Source organism: Streptomyces sp. NPDC041814, from assembly GCF_055590565.1.
The window spans coordinates 382,143-402,187 of record NZ_JBVJAM010000003.1 but is presented as its reverse complement, the minus strand read 5'-3'; the positions used below and the strand labels follow the sequence as shown (position 1 = coordinate 402,187).

The 20,045-nt window shown below is 71.4% G+C and carries 18 protein-coding genes and 1 tRNA gene; 14 read left to right on the top strand and 5 right to left on the bottom strand.

Annotated elements, in window-relative coordinates; translation table 11 throughout:
* The first annotated feature begins 133 nt into the window (after positions 1-133).
* The 3 genes from ACZ6C6_RS11480 (at position 134) to ACZ6C6_RS11470 (ending at position 1,376) form a co-directional block, all read left to right on the top strand.
* The gene (locus ACZ6C6_RS11480) at positions 134-472 is read left to right on the top strand and encodes a hypothetical protein (protein WP_365680272.1); all 339 of its coding nucleotides are present in this window, start codon (positions 134-136) and stop codon (positions 470-472) included.
* Between the two features lie 173 nt (positions 473-645).
* Entirely contained in the window at positions 646-1,014 is a 369-nt protein-coding gene (locus ACZ6C6_RS11475; RefSeq protein WP_018105532.1) for a WhiB family transcriptional regulator, read from the top strand.
* Positions 1,015-1,046: 32 nt separating this feature from the next.
* A complete protein-coding gene (locus ACZ6C6_RS11470; protein WP_469201848.1) occupies positions 1,047-1,376 on the top strand; it encodes a hypothetical protein in 330 nt (109 codons plus the stop codon).
* 236 nt (positions 1,377-1,612) lie between these two features.
* Here the strand turns inward: ACZ6C6_RS11470 and ACZ6C6_RS11465 are convergent, their stop codons facing one another.
* Positions 1,613-3,151: an ABC1 kinase family protein gene (locus ACZ6C6_RS11465; protein WP_469201513.1), complete on the bottom strand. Its 1,539-nt coding sequence runs from the start codon at positions 3,149-3,151 to the stop codon at positions 1,613-1,615.
* Between the two features lie 41 nt (positions 3,152-3,192).
* The gene (locus tag ACZ6C6_RS11460) at positions 3,193-4,341 is read right to left on the bottom strand and encodes a ThiF family adenylyltransferase (protein WP_469201511.1); all 1,149 of its coding nucleotides are present in this window, start codon (positions 4,339-4,341) and stop codon (positions 3,193-3,195) included.
* 210 nt (positions 4,342-4,551) lie between these two features.
* Between ACZ6C6_RS11460 and ACZ6C6_RS11455 the strand changes: the two genes are divergently transcribed.
* From ACZ6C6_RS11455 to ACZ6C6_RS11440, 4 genes are all read left to right on the top strand, one after another.
* Positions 4,552-5,172: a M48 metallopeptidase family protein gene (locus ACZ6C6_RS11455; RefSeq protein ID WP_469201508.1), complete on the top strand. Its 621-nt coding sequence runs from the start codon at positions 4,552-4,554 to the stop codon at positions 5,170-5,172.
* A 131-nt stretch (positions 5,173-5,303) separates the two neighbouring features.
* Positions 5,304-6,950 (top strand): TerD family protein, encoded by a 1,647-nt coding sequence (locus ACZ6C6_RS11450; protein WP_469201504.1) that lies wholly within the window; start codon positions 5,304-5,306, stop codon positions 6,948-6,950.
* 11 nt (positions 6,951-6,961) lie between these two features.
* Positions 6,962-7,642 carry an AIM24 family protein gene (locus ACZ6C6_RS11445; RefSeq protein WP_164402472.1) on the top strand — a complete coding sequence of 227 codons (681 nt, stop codon included), beginning with the start codon at positions 6,962-6,964 and terminating at the stop codon, positions 7,640-7,642.
* A gap of 18 nt (positions 7,643-7,660) precedes the next feature.
* Positions 7,661-8,416 carry an AIM24 family protein gene (locus ACZ6C6_RS11440; protein WP_469201501.1) on the top strand — a complete coding sequence of 252 codons (756 nt, stop codon included), beginning with the start codon at positions 7,661-7,663 and terminating at the stop codon, positions 8,414-8,416.
* Between the two features lie 69 nt (positions 8,417-8,485).
* Here the strand turns inward: ACZ6C6_RS11440 and ACZ6C6_RS11435 are convergent, their stop codons facing one another.
* Together ACZ6C6_RS11435 and ACZ6C6_RS11430 are read right to left on the bottom strand one after the other, a co-directional pair.
* A complete protein-coding gene (locus tag ACZ6C6_RS11435; protein ID WP_469201499.1) occupies positions 8,486-9,034 on the bottom strand; it encodes an NUDIX hydrolase in 549 nt (182 codons plus the stop codon).
* Positions 9,031-10,479 carry a zinc-dependent metalloprotease gene (locus ACZ6C6_RS11430; protein WP_469201497.1) on the bottom strand — a complete coding sequence of 483 codons (1,449 nt, stop codon included), beginning with the start codon at positions 10,477-10,479 and terminating at the stop codon, positions 9,031-9,033. The genes ACZ6C6_RS11435 and ACZ6C6_RS11430 overlap by 4 nt, the downstream gene beginning before the upstream one ends.
* Positions 10,480-10,668: 189 nt before the next feature.
* On the opposite strand from ACZ6C6_RS11430, the gene ACZ6C6_RS11425 reads away from it, so the two are divergent.
* The 4 genes from ACZ6C6_RS11425 (at position 10,669) to ACZ6C6_RS11410 (ending at position 13,860) form a co-directional block, all read left to right on the top strand.
* Entirely contained in the window at positions 10,669-11,811 is a 1,143-nt protein-coding gene (locus ACZ6C6_RS11425; protein ID WP_469201495.1) for an SDR family oxidoreductase, read from the top strand.
* Positions 11,812-11,900: 89 nt separating this feature from the next.
* Positions 11,901-12,362, top strand: a complete 462-nt coding sequence (locus ACZ6C6_RS11420) for a molybdenum cofactor biosynthesis protein MoaE (protein ID WP_469201493.1) — start codon at positions 11,901-11,903, stop codon at positions 12,360-12,362.
* A gap of 127 nt (positions 12,363-12,489) precedes the next feature.
* A complete protein-coding gene (locus ACZ6C6_RS11415) occupies positions 12,490-12,678 on the top strand; it encodes a hypothetical protein (protein ID WP_365680293.1) in 189 nt (62 codons plus the stop codon).
* A 93-nt stretch (positions 12,679-12,771) separates the two neighbouring features.
* On the top strand, positions 12,772-13,860 hold the full coding sequence (locus tag ACZ6C6_RS11410) for a YlbL family protein (RefSeq protein WP_469201491.1): 1,089 nt from the start codon (positions 12,772-12,774) through the stop codon (positions 13,858-13,860).
* Between the two features lie 27 nt (positions 13,861-13,887).
* Here the strand turns inward: ACZ6C6_RS11410 and ACZ6C6_RS11405 are convergent, their stop codons facing one another.
* Entirely contained in the window at positions 13,888-14,457 is a 570-nt protein-coding gene (locus ACZ6C6_RS11405) for a PPA1309 family protein (protein WP_469201489.1), read from the bottom strand.
* Positions 14,458-14,585: 128 nt separating this feature from the next.
* Here ACZ6C6_RS11405 and ACZ6C6_RS11400 point away from each other — a divergent pair, with 128 nt between their 5' ends.
* The 3 genes from ACZ6C6_RS11400 (at position 14,586) to ACZ6C6_RS11390 (ending at position 19,986) form a co-directional block, all read left to right on the top strand.
* A complete protein-coding gene (locus ACZ6C6_RS11400) occupies positions 14,586-17,564 on the top strand; it encodes a UPF0182 family membrane protein (RefSeq protein ID WP_469201846.1) in 2,979 nt (992 codons plus the stop codon).
* Between the two features lie 52 nt (positions 17,565-17,616).
* Positions 17,617-17,690 (top strand) — tRNA-Met (locus tag ACZ6C6_RS11395).
* A gap of 214 nt (positions 17,691-17,904) precedes the next feature.
* On the top strand, positions 17,905-19,986 hold the full coding sequence (locus ACZ6C6_RS11390) for a tetratricopeptide repeat protein (RefSeq protein ID WP_469201487.1): 2,082 nt from the start codon (positions 17,905-17,907) through the stop codon (positions 19,984-19,986).
* The last annotated feature ends 59 nt before the right edge of the window (positions 19,987-20,045 follow it).

The following is a 20,045-nucleotide window of genomic DNA, read 5'->3' as shown; positions in this document are numbered from 1 at the left end:
CCCCAGTCATCACCATAGGTTCTTAACCACGGAAACAGCGGCTTCTCTGAAGCCCTGGATCCGTGCTGTACTTATCCGAATACGCAGGACCGGCCCGCCGGTCCCCCCGAGACGCCGAGAGGAGGCGATTGAAGTGATCAGCATCATCGAGACCAACAAAATGACCGATCTCTCGGTCGTCTCCGCCTGCTCGCTCGGCCTTCTCGCCCGTGCCCCGAAGTCCTCCCTGCGCGCCACCGGTGTGTCCGGCGTCTCCGCCGTCATTCCGATGTCCCTGGCTGGTCTTCCCGTGCGGGAGCGCAATGAGCGACCGACCCAGGCACCGGCAGCAGCAGTAGCGAAGGGACAGGCCCCGGCCTATGCCTTTGCGGCCGTCGGTGCGGGAGCGGAAGCCGGCGTCACCGAGCAGACGAAGCAGCACCACACGATGTGGGCCTTCCGTGGGCCTGAACCCTGGAGTGATCCAGCCTGATCCAGCATCAGGCCGGCGCCTTCAGGGCCGCGGAACCCCACTCGGGATCCGCGGCCCTTTTGTTTTGCCTCAACGGGCGGGACAACGAGAAGGGGCCTCGGGACAAGCAGGACCTGGTACCAGCCGCCCCCCGGCCAACAGGCCGGAAACGACCAGACGAGGACACCACCACCGTGCAACTCGAAGCGCACGCCCCGTCCGTACCGCCTTCCGACACGATCTCCCCGCCCGGCCTCACGGAGGACTCCACCTTGACCCCCCTCACCGCGCTCACCGCGCTCGACGACGCCATCGAGAACCTCGGTGTACCCGTCCCCTGCCGCGCCTACGACCCGGAGGTCTTCTTCGCCGAGTCGCCCGCCGACGTCGAGTACGCCAAGTCCCTGTGCCGCACCTGCCCGCTTGTCGAGGCGTGTCTCGCCGGCGCCAAGGAGCGCCGCGAGCCGTGGGGTGTCTGGGGTGGCGAGCTCTTCATCCAGGGCGTCGTCGTCGCCCGGAAGCGGCCGCGTGGCCGCCCGCGCAAGAACCCGGTCGCGGCGTGATCGCCGACCTGGGGGTCCCGGCCCCCAAGCCCATGAAGCGCATCGGAACCATCGACCGTCCCCTCACCCACGATCCCCGAAACCAGGCTCCAATGACCATCCCCGCCCCCACGGCCGAGCCCGCCGGCTCCGCGACCCCGGACGTCACCATCATCGGCGCGAACGACTCGCGTCAGAACAGGACCCGCGAAATGCAACTCATCCCAGAAGCCCTGGCCCGTGCGCATATGCACGACCGCCTGCGCGAAGCCGACGCGGACCGTCAGGCCGTGCGCCTGATCTCCGCCCGGCGGATGCAGCGCCGTGCCGAGCGCGCCTCGATGCGCGCCCGCCGCGCGCTGGCCATGGCCGTCATGCACTGACCCGGCCCGGCCGGCCATGGAGGCCCCGCCCGGACGCAGCCGCTCTCTGCGCCCGGCGGGCCGCGCCTCCCGGAGCCACCCGCGCAGCAGCACCCCACCCCGGGGCCGATCCGTCCAACGGACCGGCCCCGGGGTCGTTTCGCGGGGCTCGGCGGGGCGTGGCGCGGCTCGGCCCGGCCCGGTCCGGCGTGGCGCGGTCCGGCGTGGCCCAGCTCCGGTCGGCAGGTGCCGCTCCGCTAGCCGGCGTCCACCGTTTCGGCGGACCTCGGCGCGGGCGGAGCGGGCTCCGGGCCCAGGCCCTCCGGGCCCAGGCCCTCCGGGCCCTCGTCACCCAGCTGGGCTTCCGCCTCCTCCGGGCCCTCCGCGTCCGGGGCTTCCGCCTCCTCGTCGCCCTCCGAGCCCTCTGCGTCCTCCGGGAGCAGGAACCCAGGGAGCCAGGATTCGAGTTCGTCGCGGAGGCGGACCGTGGCGCCGAGCTGGCACAGCACCCCGATCGTGCTCAGCGTCACCCGGTGTATCAGCAGGTAGGACGGCGGCAGGTTCAGCTGCTTGCCCAACTGATGCGCCGGGGAACGCGGATCCGCTATCCGGGCCGCCTGATGCCGCATCCAGCTCCGGCTGAACGTGAACTCCTCCACCTGGGCCGGCTCGATGATCGGCAGCAAGTAGTCCAGCACCGCGTCCGGATCCAGGTCGATCGAGTCCTTGACGAACCCCTCCGCCCGCAGCATCTCGTAGACCGCGTCCGCGTCGCCCCCCAACGTCAGCCGCAGCGCGTCCCCGATGGTCTGCGGCAGTCCGCCCGGCAGCCGGTCCACCGTCCCGAAGTCCAGCACCCCCAGCCGCCACGAGGACGCGTCCGCGCCCTCCGCGCCCTCCTCGCCGGACGCACCCGCCTCCGGGGGGAGCAGCCTGAAGTTGCCCGGGTGCGGGTCGGCGTGGAGCAGGCCCGTGCGCGCGGGGCCCGAGAAGAGGAACCGGGCGAGGAGCTGGCCGGCCCGGTCGCGCTGCCCGGCGGTGCCGTCGGCGATCACATCGGCCAGCGGGACACCGTCCATCCACTCGGTGACCAGCACCTGGGCCGACTGGTGGACCACCTCGGGGACCACGACATCGGGATCGTCCGCGAACTCCTCGGCATGCGCCTGCTGGGACCGCGCCTCCTGTTCGTAGTCCAGTTCCTCGGAGACCCGGTCCCGCATCTCCGTGATCAGCGGCTTGATGTCCATGCCCGGTACCAGCGGGCCCAGCAGCCGCGCGAACCGGCTGAGCTGCGTCAGGTCCGAGAGCAGCGCCTCGCCCGCCCCCGGATACTGGACCTTCACGGCCACGTCCCGCCCGTCGTGCCACACCGCCCGGTGCACCTGGCCGATCGACGCCGCGGCCGACGGCTTGTCCTCGAAGGTCAGGAACAGCTCCCGCCAGTCCTCGCCGAGCCGCTCCGCCAGGACCGCGTGCACCGTGCCGCTCGGCATGGGCGGAGCGGCCTCCTGGAGTTTGGTGAGCGCCGCGCGGTAGGGCCCCGCGACCTCCTCGGGCAGCGCGGACTCGAAGACGGACAGGGCCTGGCCGAGCTTCATCGCCCCGCCCTTCAGCTCCCCGAGGACCTTGAAGAGCTGGTCCGCGGTGCGCTGCTGGACCTCGCGGGCCACCAGCTCCGCCGATCTCCCGCCGATGCGCTTGCCCAGCCCCCAGGTGGCGCGGCCGGCGAAACCCAACGGCAGCGCGGCCAGCTTGGCGGTACGGGTGACCGCCTTCCGGGGAAGATCAGACATAAGCCCCTCCAATTCCCAGACTGCCGCGCTGCGTGCGGCGGTTACCCGGCCATTGTGTCGTGCGCCGTGCCGGCTCCGGAGGCGCGGACCCCTTCAGTGTGACCGGCGGCGCCACAGGAACAGTCGAGGTGCGCACCGATCCGTTCCGTCCTCCAGTCCAACAGCGGCAGCGCCGCCTCCCACCGAGCACCGGTGCTCACGGGCAGCTCGCCGTCCAGGAAGGCCAGCGCGTGCGCCGCCGCCAGCCCCGCCACGGCCGTCGCCAGGCCCAGGTCGCACGCCTGGGCGGCGCCGCGCCGCCCGGACTGCCACTGCGCCAGCATGCGCGGCCACTGCGGATCCCGGTCCCGCCGGTGCGACTGGAGGCAGCCCGCGCAGGCCGTGCCGCCGGGCAGGACCAGGGGGCCGACGAACCCGGTGGCCTCCAGCACACCCGCGTACAGATGAGGTGTGCCCGAGGCGATCCACGGCTCGGCGGTGCCCGGATCGGGGACGTACGCCGAAAGTCCGTCGCGCGGGGCGACCACGATGAGGGACAGCCCCGGCTCGTGCCCGGCCGGACCGGAGCCCGCCGCCCCGGGCGCCCGGGGCCCGGGGCCGGGGGCGGAGCGGCGCACCAATTGCCGGGCCGCCTGGTCCCTGCGCTCCCCGACGGCAGAGGCGGGCAGGCCGCCGGGGGACACGTCTCCCGGCTCCGTACACCCGCCGTCCATGACCTCCACCCGGCCGACCCCCGCTCCCGAGAGCACCGCCGCGACGGCCGCGCCGACCCGGCCCGCGCCTCTGACCTGCACGCGCATCGAGCGGCGGGCCGCGAGTCTGCGCATCCCTCCGCCGGGCTCGGGATGGACGACGGAGAGCGACGCCAGGTCGGGGCGGTGACGCTCCAGGACGCCGGACCTGGCTCGCAGCGCTTCCGCCGGCGGGCCGCCCGCCCGTACGTCGTCCACGAGTCCGGCATCCACCAAGCGCGCCACGAGGGTGTCCACGTGACGCTCGGTCAAGTCCATCGCCCGGGCCTGTTCGCGAAGCAGCGGCATGCCTCTGGTGCCGTCCAGCAGTTCCATGAAACAGCCCGTCGCGATATCCATCGGGCCGACCTTCACCGCATGCGCGGGGGTCACCCCGAATTGCACGGTGTCCCCACCCCGCCAAGCGCGGCGCAGTGCGGGCTTCAACATCGGATGCACGGCTTCCCCCGGTCTGTGTGTCTGTGACTCCGCTGTGCGTGACTTGCTGTGCGTGTTCCTTTGCCAGAATGCAGCGGGGCGCCGAGACGTGCGGAAAGTTATCCACAGGCGTGGGTATTAGTCGTTCAAATGGTGCAAGGCGTGGAGCCGATCATGGAGAACCGTCCCGGAGGCGGGACTTCCCCCGCATACAGCGGGTAACGTCGAGGCGTGCCCGCCGATCCGTCGCCCGGCTCTGCCGGGGAGCCTGCCGTGCCCGCCGCCGGACCCCGCCGGCGCCGTGCGGACCCTGCCCGCCGCGCCCCCGCGACGAGCGCGGTCGAGGTCCGCAGAAGCGCCCGCCGCAGCAGGACGGTCTCCGCCTATCGCGAGGGCGACCGCACGATCGTGCTCATCCCCGCCCGGATGTCCGAGGCCGAGGAGCGGCGCTGGGTGGACGTGATGCTCGACAAGCTCGCCGCCCAGGAGAGCAGGCGCGTCCTCGGCGACACCGAGCTCGCCGAGCGGGCGGAGCACCTGTCCGCCGAGTACTTCGAGGGCCGGGCCAGGCCGGTGTCCGTGCGGTGGGTGACCAACCAGAACACCCGCTGGGGCTCGTGCACCCCGTCCGAGGGCAGCATCCGGCTGTCGCACCGGTTGCAGGGCATGCCGGAGTACGTCGTGGACTACGTGCTCGTCCACGAGCTCGCCCACCTCCTGGTGCCCGGGCACGGGCCCCGGTTCTGGCGGCTGCTGGACGCATACCCCCGCACCGAGCGGGCCCGCGGCTACCTGGAGGGTGTGGTGGCCGCCGACCGGCTGCCGCACCTGCCGGCCGCACGCGGCGAGTGACCGGTGGTGGCGACGGGTGAGCGGTGTCGGGTGTTTCTGTACCGGGTCTGTACCGGCTTCGCCCAATGCCGGAGTTTGCGGATAGCCTGACGCGACGCATTCACCTTCCGGATGGGGGACGGTCGTTACGCATGGCCAGGGAATTCCAACGCGGCCACAAGGCCAAGATCAGCGATCTCACGCCGGGGACGGACCTGTACGTAGGGGTGCAGATCGCCGGCCCGGGGCTGAGCTTTGACATCAGCTGCTTCGGGCTCGATGCCAATGAGCAGCTCTCCGACGACCGGTATTTCATCTTCTTCAACCAGCCGAAATCTCCCGAGGAGTCCATTCAGCTCCTCGGTGCCCAGGCCGGGGACACCGAGTCGTTCCGCGTCACCCTGGACCGCATTCCGGCGAACATCCACAAGCTGTCGTTCACCGCGACCGTCGACGGTGCCGGGCAGATGTCGCAGGTCGGTCCCGGATACATCCGGATCGTCGCGGGCGGCGAGGAAGTCGTCAGGTACGCCTTCAACGGCTCGGAGTTCAGCACCGAGCGCGCCGTCATGCTGGGCGACTTCTACCTCAAGGACGTCTGGCGCTTCGCCGCGGTCGGCCAGGGCTTCGACGGCGGCCTTGAAGCGCTGCTGAAGAACTTCGGCGGCGAGGTCGCCGAGGAGGAACCGGCCGCCGCCGCGCCGCCACAGGGCGCCGCCCCGTCGTTCGCCCCGCCCGCCCAGGCGGCCCCGGCCCCGTCCTTCGGTGCCCCGGCGGCCCCGCAGGCGCCCCAGGCCCCGCAGCCCGCGCCGTCCTTCGGGACCCCGGCACCCGCCCCCGGCCCGGCGCCGACCCCGCAGCAGCAGATGCACGCCGCGCCGACGATCGTCGCCCCGATGACGCCGCCCGGGGGCACCGTGCCTCCGCCGCCCGCGCCGGCCCCGTACGGGCAGCCCGGCCAGCAGCCGCCGCAGCACTTCGGGCAGCAGCCCCACCAGCCCCAGCAGCAGTTCGGACAGGTGCCCGGCCAGGCGCCCGCGCCCTACGGGCAGCAGGCCCCGGCCCCGTACGGCCAGCAGCCCCCCGGCATGCCTCCGGGCGGGCAGGGCATGCCCGGCGGCATGCCGCAGGCCGCCGGTGCCGGTCTTCAGGCCGCGCTCCAGCCGTACAAGGAGACCGCGACCGGACAGCGCTGGACCCCGCAGAACAAGCAGCTCATGCGGGTCGACCTGACCATGGGCGGTACGGGAGTGCTCGCCCGGCAGGGCAGCATGGTGATGTACCAGGGCAAGGTCGACTTCAGCTACAAGGGCGCGGGTTTCGCCGGCCGCATGGTGGGCAACGCCACCGGCCAGGAGATGCAGCTCATGCGCTGTACCGGCCGGGGCCAGGTCTTCCTCGCCGAGGAAGGCGCCCATCTGCACACCATCGAACTCCAGGGCGACGGAGTCTGCGTCTCCGCCGAGAATGTACTCGCCTTCGACGAGTCGCTCCAGTACGAGGTCCGCCGCATCGAGGGCCACGGAATCCCCGGCGGTGCCTTGTTCACCATGCAGTTCCAGGGCACCGGCACGCTCGTCGTCAAGACCCACGGCACCCCTGTGGTCCTGCCGGTCACCCCGACCACCTTCGCCGACTGCAACGCGGTCGTGGCGTGGTCGTCCGCGTCCCAGGTGATCATCTCCAGCCAGGTCCGGCTGCGCCGCAACGCCTATCCCGGACACAGCGGGGAGACCGTGAACCTCCAGTTCCGGGGCGCGCCCGGCAACTTCATCGTCGTCCAGCCCTACGAGGTCTGAGGGAGCCCGTCATGAACCAGCAACTCGCGGGCTACGCCCCGACCCCCGTCACGGCACGGATGGAGAACCACGGCCATTCCATGCTGAAGGTCGCCATGGCGACCGGCCAGGACCTCTACGCGCGCACCGGATCGATGGTCGCGTACGAGGGCTTCATCCAGTACGAGCCCAACCCGCCCGCCGTCCGCCAGATCGCCTCGCAGTGGATCACCGGCGAGGGCGCGCCCCTCATGAAGTGCACCGGCGACGGGCTGCTCTACCTCGCCGACTACGGTGCCGACGTCGTCGTCATCAACCTGAACAACGACTCCCTCTCGGTCAACGGCACCAACGTCCTCGCCTTCGACGGCCACCTCACCTGGGGCGTCGAGCGGGTCAAGGGTCTCGCCAAGTTCGCCGGCCAGGGCCTGTGGAACGTCTGCATCTCGGGGACCGGCTGGGTCGCGATCACCTCGCGCGGCACGCCGATCGTCGTCGACTGCGGGCGCGGCGAGGACGAGACGTACGTCGACCCGGACGCGCTGGTCGCCTGGTCCCCGAACCTCAAGGTGAAGGGCAAGCGCAGCTTCAAGGCGTCCTCGCTCATCGGACGGGGCAGCGGCGAGGCGTTCCAGATGGCCTTCTCCGGCCAGGGGATCGTCGTCGTCCAGCCGAGCGAGGACAGCACCGACCGGCTGCGCGTCCGGCACTGACGGGGAGGGAGACACACCATGCAGAGTTCGCTTTTCGGCCTCACGGAACAGCAGTCCCAGGAGCGCTACACCATCCAGAACCCGCAGCTTCTGCGGGTCGCGCTGACCGGCCACGACGACGTCCTCGCCCGCAAGGGCGCCATGGTCGCCTACCAGGGGCTGATGGAGTTCGACGGCGAGTACCAGTCGAACAGCCAGCGCCGTTCCCGCGCCCACACCGGTGAGGGCCTGGACCTGATGCGCTGCTCCGGGCAGGGCACCGTCTACTTCGCCAACCTGGCGCAGTACATCCACGTCGTGGACGTCGACCACGACGGCCTGACCGTGGACAGCTCCTACGTCCTGGCGCTCGACTCCTCACTGCACACCGAGGTCATCGCGGTGGACAGCCAGTACGGCATCTCGGGCACCGGCAAGTACCAGCTCAACATCTCCGGCACCGGCAAGGTCGCCCTGATGACCTCTGGCCAGCCGCTGATGATGCAGGTCACGCCCGACAAGTACGTGAGCGCGGACGCCGACGCGATCGTCGCCTGGTCGACCTCGCTGCGGGTGCAGATGCAGGCGCAGACGCACTCCTCGGGCGTCTTCCGCAGGCGCGGCAACACCGGCGAGGGCTGGGAGCTCAGCTTCCTCGGACAGGGCTTCGCCCTGGTCCAGCCGAGCGAGCTGATGCCGCCGCAGAACGCCCAGATCGGACAGGGCCTCGCCGCCCAGTACGGCATGGGCCAGCAGGGCGCGCACGGCCAGAACCAGAACAACGCCTGGAACTGAGCCATACAGCGAAGTAAGGGGCGGCCTCTCTGGAGGCCGCCCCTTACCGTTGTCCTCTCGTACGGGCCGCTACCGGCCGCCCTCCAGCACCGCGCGCGTACGCTCCACCAGCCGGACCACCGAGGCGTCGGAGACCCCGGCCACCTCGTCGTACGCGAACCAGCGCAGGTCCAGGGATTCGTCGCTGATGCTCTCCGTCGCGCCCGCCGGTGCCACCGCCGCGTACTGCACGTCCAGGTGCCAGTGGCACGGCGCGGGGATCGGATGCCGGTCCAGGAGCACGGGCCCGCCCGGCAGCAGCGCCAGTCCGGTGATCCCGGACTCCTCCGTCGCCTCCCGCAGCGCGGCCGCCGCGAGCGTGGCGTCACCGGGCTCGCAGTGGCCGCCCATCTGCAGCCACATCCGCAGCTTCCGGTGCAGCGTGAGCAGCACGCGGCCGCGCTCCGGGTCCACGACCAGGGCGCTGGCCGTCAGATGCCCGGCCCCGCAGGACTTCCACATGCCGTCCGGATGGCGCGCGAGGTGTTCCAGATAGGCGTCGCGCAACTCCTCCTGGGCGGCGCCGGCCCCCGCCCCGTAACCCTTGAGTACGAGGACGGCGTCGTCGTGCAGGCTCACTTGTCGGTGTCGTCCTTGCCGTCGCTGTCGCCCTCGTCCGTGACGTCGTCGGGGGTGTCCGCCCCCGCCTCGGGCTTCTTCGGACCGTTCGCCGCCTCGCCGAGCATCTTGTCCAGCTCGGAGAAGTCCAGCTGCTCGTGGTGCACGAAGCCGTCCGGGTCGTCCAGGTCGTGAGCGGTCGGGAGCATGTCGGGGTGCTCCCACAGCGCGTCGCGCCCCTCAAGACCGCGGGCGTCCGTGAGCGAGGCCCACAGCCGCGAGGCGTCCCGCAGCCGGCGCGGACGCAGCTGGAGGCCGATCAGCGTGGCGAAGGTCTGCTCGGCGGGGCCGCCGGACGCACGGCGCCGGCGCATCGTCTCGCGCAGCGCGTCGGCCGAGGTCAGCCGGGACTTCGCGGCGGCGTGCACCACCGCGTCCACCCAGCCCTCGACCAGCGCCAGGGCCGTCTCCAGGCGGGCCAGGGCCGCCTTCTGCTCCGGGGTCTCCTCCGGCTGGAACATGCCCTGCTGAAGGGCCTCCTGCAGCTGCTCGGGCTGCGAGGGGTCGAACTGGCCGACCACGTCCTCCAGCTTGCTGGTGTCGACCTTGATGCCGCGGGCGTAACCCTCGACGGCGCCGAACAGATGCGAGCGGAGCCACGGCACATGGGCGAAGAGCCGCTGGTGGGCGGCCTCGCGCAGCGCCAGATACAGCCGCACCTCGTCCTGCGGAACGGACAGGTCCTTGCCGAACCGCTCCACGTTCAGCGGGAGGAGCGCGGCCCGGCCCGCCGGGCCCAGAGGCAGCCCGATGTCGGTCGAGCCGACCACCTCGCCCGCCAGCACGCCGACGGCCTGCCCGATCTGCTGGCCGAACATCGCGCCGCCCATCGACCGCATCATGCCGATCAGCGGACCCGCCATCGCCTGCATCTCCTCGGGCAGCACATCGCCCATGGCGAGGCCGACCCGCTCGGCGACCGGGTCGACCAGCTGCTGCCAGGCCGGGAGCGTCGCCTCGACCCACTCCGCGCGGCTCCACGCCACGCTGGAGATGGCGCCGGACGGCATCGACGTCACGCCGTCCAGCCACAGGTCGGCCAGGCGCAGCGCCTCGTCGACCGCCGACCGCTCGGCGGGACCCACGCTCGCGTCCTTGGAGCCGTCCGGCGTGCCCTGCGAGACCGTCTGGCGGGCGATCTGCTTGGCCATGTCCCAGTTGACCGGCCCGCCCTCGTAGCTCAGCATCTGGCCGAGCTGCTGGAAGGCCGCGCCCAGGTCGTTCGGGTTCATCGAGCCGAACATGGCGGCGAAGGGGTTGTCACCGCCCGCGCCGGGGCCGAAGCCGAACGGGTTCGCCGGACCGCCCGAACCCTGCCCACCTCCGGTGGGGTCGTTCTTCTTGCCCTTGTCGCCGTCGTCCGGCTCCTCCGGCGGAAGGCCGAATCCGAATGGGGTGTCACTCACGGGTTTCCTCGGCTCGTAGGGCCGCCGGGGGAACCGACGGCGACTGCCCGACATCACCATCCAGCGTAGACACCAAGTCCGCTCAGGGCCTCAGTGCTCCGCCCGGTCCGGCCCTGCGGCAGGATGGACGCCACCTGGTACGTACGTGTCACGCGGGTACGTACTGAAGACAACCGCTGGAGACGCCCGGTGAGTTCCCCAGATCCGCAGGTTCGCGCAGCGCGAAACCTGGCCGACCCGTCACCCGAGAAGAAAACCGTTCCCGGCCGCCCCAGAGACCGCGGCCCGGTCGTGGCCGTCACCGGAGCCGCGACGGGCGTCGGTGACCTGCTCACCGCGCGGCTCGCCGCCTCCGAGGAGATCAAGCAGGTCATCGCCATCGACGAGCGCCGGGGCGAGGTCTCCGACGCGACCTGGCACCTCCTCGACGTCCGCGACCCAGCCATCGCCGACAAGCTGCGCGGCGCGGACGTCGTCGTCCACCTGGCGCTCGACCTCGACCTGGAGACCGACCCCGCCGCGCGCACCGCCTACAACGTGCGCGGCACCCAGACCGTGCTGACCGCCGCCGCGGCCGCCGGCGTCCACCGCGTCGTCCTGTGCACCTCCGCCATGGTCTACGGGGCGCTGCCCGACAACGACCTCCCGCTCGCCGAGGACGCCGAGCTGCGGGCCACCGCCGAGGCCACCGGGGTCGGCGACCTGCTGGAGATCGAACGGCTCGGCCGCCGCGCCCCGCGCGCCCACCCCGGGCTGCACGTCACGGTCGTACGCCCCGCCGTGCTCGTCGGCGGCACGGACACCGCGCTGACCCGCTACTTCGAGTCGCCCAGGCTGCTCGTCGTCGCCGGTTCCCGGCCCGCCTGGCAGTTCTGCCACGTGGAGGACCTGGTCACGGCGCTGGAGTACGCCGCCCTGGAAAAGATCGACGGGGAGTTCGCGGTCGGCTGCGACGGCTGGCTGGAGCAGGAGGAGGTCGAGGAGCTGAGCGGGGTGCGCCGGATGGAGCTCCCCTCCGCCGTCGCGCTGGGCGCCGCCGCCCGGCTGCACCGGATCGGCCTCACCCCCTCGCCCGCGGGCGACCTGGCGTACACCATGCACCCCTGGGTGGTCAGCGTGAGCCGGCTGCACGACGCGGGCTGGCGCCCGGCCTGGACCAACGAGGAGGTGCTCGCCGCGCTCCTGGAAGAGGTGGAGGGACGCCACACCGTCGCAGGCCGCCGCCTCGGCCGCAAGGACGCCACCGCCGCCGGAGCCGCCGGGGCGACCGTCGCGCTGCTGGGCACCGCGGCACTGGTGCGCCGCGCCCGCAAGGCCCGCCGCCGAATCTGAGCACCCTGTAGAAGGCTCCAAGACGGGGCGCGGCCCGCCGGGTGAACCGGCAATTCCGTCTTGTCGGTGCGGTACGGCACGATGGGCTCATGGCACTCACGTACGACCACCCCGGCGAGCAGACGGCGCAGGACCCCCTCCGGCTGCTGGACATCCGTGACACGCCGCTGTCGGTGGACGAGGTCTTCCGGGCGGTCGGTGACGACGCCGCGGGCGGCACCACCCTCTTCGTCGGCACCGTGCGTGACCACGACGGCGGACAGGACGTCGACGGCCTCGGCTATTCGTGCCACCCCTCGGCCGCCGAGGAGCTGCGCCGGGTGGCGGAGAAGGTCGTCGCCGAGTTCCCGGTCAGGGCGCTGGCCGCCGTCCACCGGGTGGGTGAACTCCGAGTGGGCGACATCGCGGTCGTCGTGGCGGTCTCCTGCCCGCACCGCGCGGAGGCGTTCGCGGCGTCCCGCAAGCTCATCGACGACCTCAAGCACGAGGTTCCGATCTGGAAGCACCAGCGCTTCTCGGACGGCACGGAGGAGTGGGTCGGCGCCTGCTGAACGCAAACCGGAACGGCGTCCATCCGCCCCGATTTGCGTAACCGCACCCCTGCCACGAGCGTTGGTTTTCCAGATGGTTAATCTGCTGATCGGCCAGTCGGCCGGATCAAGGGGTAGGGAGGTCGGCATGGCAGCGCTCGCCTGGTTGTTGATTCCGGTTCTCGCCGCGTTCGGCGCGGCGATATGGGGAGGCTGGGCCGCCCGCAACCGGACCACCGGTGACGTCACCGAGCTCGCCGGGTATGCGCGATTCCGCGAAGCCATGGAGAAGTCCCACTCCGGTTCCGAACCGGTGGAGCAGATATCGAACGTCTGAGGCCACGCCCGGCGTCCTCATCCGGCCCGCCCCCGGCCCCGTACGGACCGGCCCCGGCGGTGCACTGACAGACCCTTCCCGTACTGTCGTTCCATGCCACGCCGCACCGCGACGATGCTCGCCTCCACGCTGATCCTGATCGCGCTGCTCTGCGCGGGCGTGCTGATCAAAGTGCCGTACTCGGAGATGTCTCCCGGTCCGACGGTGAACACGCTCGGTGACGTCGAGGGCGATCCCGTTCTGCGGATCACCGGCCACAAGACGTACAAGACCTCCGGCAACCTCAACATGACGACGGTCCGCGTCACCGGCGCCGACTACAGCATGAATCTGGTCGAGGCCGTCTCCGGATGGCTGGGCCACGACAGCGTCGTCGTCCCGCACGACACCCTCTACCCGGACGGCAAGACCGAGGAGCAGTCGACGCAGGAGAACGCCGAGGAGTTCAGCCAGTCCCAGGAGAGCGCCAAGGTCGCGGCCCTCGAGGAGCTGAACATCCCGGTCACCTCGCACGTCGTGGTCTCCAGCGTCGTCAAGGACAGCCCCTCGCAGGGCCGACTGCACGCGGGCGACATCATCAAGAACGTCGACGGCACCGCGGTCGAGAAGCCCGAGGACGTGGCCAAGCTGGTCACCAAGCGCAAGCCGGGCCAGGACGTCACCTTCACCGTGATCCCGGCCAAGACCGCGGCGGCGGCCGAGAAGGCCGGCAAGCAGCCCGAGGGCACCGAGAAGATCACCCTCACCACGGTGAAGGCCCCCGAGGGGAACCGGGCGATCGTCGGCATCCAGGCGGGGACCGACCACACCTTCCCCTTCGAGATCGACATCAAGCTCGCCGACGTGGGCGGTCCGAGCGCGGGACTGATGTTCTCGCTGGGCATCCTCGACAAGCTGACCCCGGGGCAGCTGACGGGCGGCAAGTTCATCGCCGGCACCGGCACCATCGACGACGACGGCAAGGTCGGCCCGATCGGCGGGATCACCATGAAGCTGGTCGGTGCGCGCAACGCGGGCGCACGCTACTTCCTGACCCCCGACGACAATTGCGAGGCGGCTGCGGCGGACACCCCCGACGGGCTCACCCTGATCCGGGTCAAGAACATCGACGACGCCAAGAAGTCGCTGGACAAGCTCCGTGCGGGGGACACGGCCGGGCTGCCGAGCTGCTCGGCAGGCTGACCGCGCCCCCGCGGCACATGACGGCGGTCAGGACTCGAAGGTGGCCGCCAGCGCCTCGGCCAGCCCCGGCACGAGACCGGCACCTGTCAGCACCTCGCTCGCCGAGTCCTTCTCACGCAGGCGTACGGCGGACTCGCGCGCCCCGTCCCGCAGGACGGCCACGGTCATCCTGACCTCCTGCCGGTCGGGGTGCTCGGCGACCCACTTGGTCAGCCGCTCGTCGTCCAGCCCGTCCGGTACGGACGCCTCGGCGGACGGCGGCAGCATCAGGCGCTCCACCGTCATGGCGCACCCGGCGACCGCGTCGGGCCAGGCGATCGTGGCGAGGAACTCGTCCAGCGCCGTTCCCGCGGGCAGCTCCTCCTGCTCGACGGGGGTCAGCGCGGCGGCCTTCGTACCGTCGTCGTCAAGGCCGAGCTGGGCGGCGAGGCCCGGTTCCTGGGCCCGCAGCCGCGCGGTGTCGACCAGGGCGAAGAGGCGGGCCGGCTGGTCCCAGCCGAGGGTGGAGATGTACTCATCGATTTCGAGCACCGCGACGGTGAGCGGGCTCGCGGCCATCGGAGGGCCTGAGGGGGAAACGTTGGACATGGGCAACATCCTGCCTCCTTCAGCCCCCGGAACGGGAACTAGGTAAAGCATCAGTAAGTTGAAGGGATGGGCTCTACGATCGCTGGGCCCGCTCCACACGACCCGCGAACTTCGAGGTGCGCACGTTGGCTTTCCAGATGCCGGACCGCGGCGGAGGCCCGACCGGGCCACGGATCAGAGTCGGCCGCCCGTCCCGGCGCGCCCGAACCCTGCTCATGACTCTGGGCGTCCTGGCGATTCTCGCCATGGCGTTCGTCATGTTCGCCGGGTTCTGGACGGACTGGCTCTGGTACCGGTCGGTCGCGTATTCGTCCGTCTTCACCACCACCCTGTGGACCAAGATCGGGCTGTTCCTCGTCTTCGGACTGCTGATGGCCCTGGCCGTCGGCCTGAACATCTGGCTCGCGCACCGGCTCCGGCCGCCGCTGAGCGCGATGTCGCTGGAGCAGCAGAGCCTGGACCGCTACCGGATGAGCCTCGCCCCGTACAAGAAGTGGGTGCTGCTCGCGGTCACCGCGCTGGTCGGTCTGATCGCCGGCGCCTCCGCCTCGGGTCAGTGGCGGACGTGGCTGATGTACGTGAACGGCGTGTCGTTCGGTCAGAAGGACCCCCAGTTCCACCTGGACGTGTCGTTCTACGCCTTCGACCTGCCCTGGTACCGCTTCATGCTGGGCTTCGGCTTCGCGGCCACGGTGCTCTCGCTGATCGCCGCCGCGCTGACCCACTACCTGTACGGCGGGCTGCGCGTCACCAGCCCCGGCGCGCGGGCGACGGGCGCGGCCACCGGCCACCTGTCCGTGCTGCTCGGGGTCTTCGTCGCGCTGAAGGCCGTGGCGTACTGGCTCGACCGGTACGGCCTGGCGGTGAAGTCCAGCGACTTCAAGGCCACGGACAACTGGACGGGCCTGCGGTACGTCGACGCCAACGCCTACCTCCCGGCCAAGACGATCCTGTTCTGCATCGCCGCGATCTGCGCCGTGCTGTTCTTCGCGACGCTCTGGCGGCGCACCTGGCAGCTGCCGGTGATCGGCTTCGGTCTCATGGTGCTCTCGGCCATCCTGATCGGCGGCCTCTACCCGGCGATCGTGCAGAAGTTCCAGGTCCAGCCGAACGAGCAGGCCAAGGAAGCCCCGTTCATCCAGAAGAACATCGAGGCCACGCGCAACGCGTACGCCATCGATGACGCACAGGTCTCGGACTACACGGGCAAGTCCACCGAGGACGACGACGCCAAGCTCCGGGCCGCGGCGAACGAGGCCGCGAGCTACCGGGTGATGGACCCCAACGTCGTCTCGCCGGCCTTCCAGCAGCTCCAGCAGAAGAGGAACTACTACCAGTTCCCCAAGACGCTGGACGTCGACCGGTACAAGGACGCCGCCGGCAAGGAGCAGGACACGGTCATCGGTCTGCGCGAGCTCAACATCCAGGGCATCCCCAAGCGCAACTGGATCAACGACCACTTCACCTACACCCACGGCTACGGTGCCATCGCCGCCCGGGGGACAACGACCGGTAAGAACCCGAAGGGATCTCCCGACTTCACCGAGTCCGGACTGCCGACCACCGGCGACCTGGGCACGTACCAGCAGGAGATCTACTACGGCGAGAAGACCGAGCAGTACTCCATCGTCGGCGGGCCCCAGAAGGAGCTCGACTACGAGGACGACGGCGAGAAGACCACCAGCTACAAGGGCGACAGCGGGGTCAGTCTCTCCAACACGTTCAACCGCGCCGCGTACGCCGTGGCGTTCAGCGAGCCGCAGATCCTGTACTCGGGCGCCATCGGCGACGGTTCGCGGATCCTCTACAACCGCACGCCCAAGGAGCGCGTCGAGGCGGTGGCCCCCTGGCTCACCATCGACGGCGACGCCTATCCGGCCGTGGTCAACAAGCGCATCCAGTGGGTGGTCGACGCCTACACGACGACCAACGGCTACCCGTACGCCTCGCGCACCACGCTCGGTGACACCACGGCCGACTCGCTGACCACCAACCAGCGCGCGGTCGTCGCCCAGCAGAACCAGGTCAACTACATCCGCAACTCGGTCAAGGCCACCGTCGACGCGTACGACGGCACGGTCACGCTGTACGAGTGGGACACCAAGGACCCGGTCCTGAAGACCTGGCGCAAGGCGTTCCCCGGGACCGTGAAGCCCAGGGCGGACATCCCGCAGGAGCTGATGGACCACCTGCGCTACCCGCAGGACCTGTTCAAGGTGCAGCGCGAGCTGCTGACCCGCTACCACGTCACCAGCCCCGCCCAGTTCTACAGCGGCAGTGACGCCTGGCAGGTCCCGGACGACCCGACGAACAAGGAGTCCGGCTCCGTCCCGCCGTACTACCTGAGCATAAAGATGCCGGGTCAGACGGCTCAGAAGTTCTCGCTCACCACGACGTTCACCCCGAAGGGGCGGCCCGACCTCGGGGCGTTCATGGCGGTGGACGCCGATGCGGCCAGCAAGGACTACGGCACCATAAGGCTCCTGAGAGTCACCGGTGCGGTGAAGGGCCCCGGGCAGGTACAGAGTGAGCTCAACGGCAACGACGACGTCGCCGAGTTCGTGAGAAACCTCAAGGGCACCGACTCCGACATCGAGTACGGCAACCTGCTGACCGTGCCGCTCGAAGGGGGCTTCCTCTACATCGAGCCGGTCTACACGCGCGGTGGTACGCAGAACTACCCGCTGCTGCGCAAGGTCGCCGCCTCGTACGGCTCGAAGATCGTCTTCGAGAACAGCCTCGGAGAGGCCCTGAACGCCGTGTTCGGCGCCGAGGGGTCCGACACGAGCGAGCCCCCGGGCGACACCACCGAGCCGCCGGACACCAGTCAGCCGCCGGCCACCGGTGACGCGGCGCTCAAGAAGGCCATCGCCGACGCCCAGAAGGCGTACACGGAGGGCGAGGCGGCCCTGAAGAAGCAGGACTGGGTGGCCTACGGCAAGGCGCAGACCGATCTCCAGGACGCGCTGGAACGGGCGGCCGCGGCCCAGTCCAAGGCGGACGGCGACGGCAAGGCCGACAAGTCCGATGACGGCAAGGCGGCCGGGCCCGACAAGGGTGACAAGGCCAGTCAAGCCAGCACTTCGGACAAAGCGGGCGATGAGGGCGGGGGCTGAGTAACCCGGTAAAGCTCCACCTCCGCGTCGTGGTACGGTTTGAACACAACGACGCGGGGTGGAGCAGCTCGGTAGCTCGCTGGGCTCATAACCCAGAGGTCGCAGGTTCAAATCCTGTCCCCGCTACTGCACGACGAAGGCCCGGATCCTCCAGGGGATCCGGGCCTTCGTCATGCCGTGGTGGCTTGTTTCGCGAGGTGGGCGTGAAGTGCGGTTCGAGGGGCACCAGTTGGCCGGGGACGTGTTTGACTTGTCTCTCTGTGGGCATGTCGACAAAACGCTGAAGTGACGTCACTGACCGCGATATACCAGGTGTACGCGGGTTACAGGTGGTGCGACGATGGTATTTATGGGGGACAGGTCAACTCTGTTGAAGACAGGGCGGTTTGCGCGGGGTCACGTCCATCCGGCGGAAAAGTTGGCGGATGTGGTGTTTGCCGCTGCCGCCGAGCAGTACAAAGACACCATCGAGAGCGCCGAGACTTCCGAGACCACCGCCAAGAGCGCCGAGACCGCGGAGAGTGCCGCGACCGCCGAGCCCGCAGAGACCATCGAGACCGCCGACGGCGTGGAGAACGCCGAGCGGGCGGAGACCGAGGCGAGCGCGGACGGCGCCGAGGCCGAGGCACGTCACCGCCGCGCGGCCGACGCCGGTGACACCGCGTCGATGAGCGTGCTCGGCGCGCTGCTCCTGCGCCGGGGCGACCTCGCCGGCGCCGAACCCTACCTGCGGGCCGCCACCGCCGACGGAGACCGGGCCGCCGCCAACAACCTGGGCGTCCTGCTGCACCAGCGCGGCTACCCCGACGAGGCGGCCGGCTGGTGGCGCACCGCCGCCGTGGCCGGCTCCGCCGCGGCCGCGCACGCCCTGGGCCGGCACTTCCGCGAGCGCGGGGACGAGCCCGCCGCCGAATACTGGCTGCGCCAGTCCGCCGAGCAGGGCCACGCGCTCGGCGCCTACGCCCTCGCCGACCTCCTGGAGCACCGCAGCGACGTCGGCGCCGAGCGCTGGCTGCGCGCCGCCGCCGAACAGGGCCACCGCGAGGCGGCCTACCGGCTCGCGCGCCTCCTGGAGCGCAACGCCGCCGACGCCCCGCACGAGGTGTTCGGCCGCTCCGGCCTGGGCCCGCGCACCGGCGCGGAGGCCGTGGAGTCCCTCGCGCCCCGGCGCACCGCCGAGGGCGACGGCCCCACCGCCGGTCCCGGCCACGCGCGCACCGGCGAGGCCGAGCAGTGGTACCGGCAGGCCGCCGCGCGCGGTCACCGGCGCGCCGCCCTGCACCTCGGCGCGATCCTCGAACAGCGCGGCGAGCTCAAGGAGGCCGGGCGCTGGTATCTCATGTCGGCCAAGGCGGGCGAGGCCCGGGCCGCCTGCGCGCTCGGCTTCCTGCTGCGCGACGCCGGCGACCGGGAGAGCGCCGCCGTGTGGTGGCTGCGCGCCGCCCAGGACGGCGACGGCAACGCCGCGAACGCCCTCGGCGCGCTGCACGCGGCCCGGGGCGAGCAGCAGACCGCCGAGCGCTGGTACCGCGCGGCGATGGACGCGGGCGACGTCAACGGCGCGTACAACCTCGGGCTGCTCTGCGCCGCCCAGGACCGCACCCCCCAGGCCGAGCAGTGGTACCGCCGCGCCGCCTACGCGGGCCACCGCGAGGCCGCCAACGCGCTCGCCGTCCTCCTGCTCCAGGCCGGAGACCCGGCCGGTGCCGAGCCCTGGTTCTCAAAGGCGGCCGAGGCGGGCAGCGTCGACGCGGCCTTCAACCTCGGCATCCTCTACGCCGGGCGCGACGAGGACCGCACCGCCCTGCTCTGGTACGAGCGGGCCGCCGCGGCCGGGCACACCGAGGCGGCGCTCCAGGTCGGCATGGCGCTCCTGCACCACGGCGAGGAGCAGGAGGCCGAGCGCCACCTGCGCTGCGCGGCCGGTGGCGGCAGCGCGGAGGCGGCCTTCCGGCTGGCCGGTCTGCTGGACGCGCGGCAGCCGCCACCCGGGCCGCCCGCCCTCGGCGAGCCGCTGCCCGAGAAGACCGAGTGCGAGGAGTGGTACGAGCGCGCCGCCGAGCAGGGGCACCGCCGCGCCCAGGTCCGCGTCGGCATGCTCGCCGCCTCCCGGGGCGACGTGGAGAGCGCCGGCCACTGGTACCGGCAGGCGGCCGAGTCCGGCAGCCGCAACGGCGCGTTCAACCTCGGCCTGCTCCTGGCCCGCGAAGGCAGCGAGCGTGAGGCCGCCCTGTGGTGGACCCGGGCCGCCGCCGACGGGCACGGGCGGGCGGCGCTGCGGCTCGCCCTGCTCGCCGCGCGCCGCGGTGAGCTGGCGGAGGGGCAGCGCTGGTGCGCCCGGGCGGTCGAGCTGGGCCCGGCGGAGGTCGCGGAACGCGCGGCCCGCCTGCGCGAGGCCCTGCACCAGGAGCTGACGGCGTAGACCCCGGGGCGGCTCGGGGCCGGGGCGAGGGCCGGGGCCGTCCGAACGAATTTGCACTG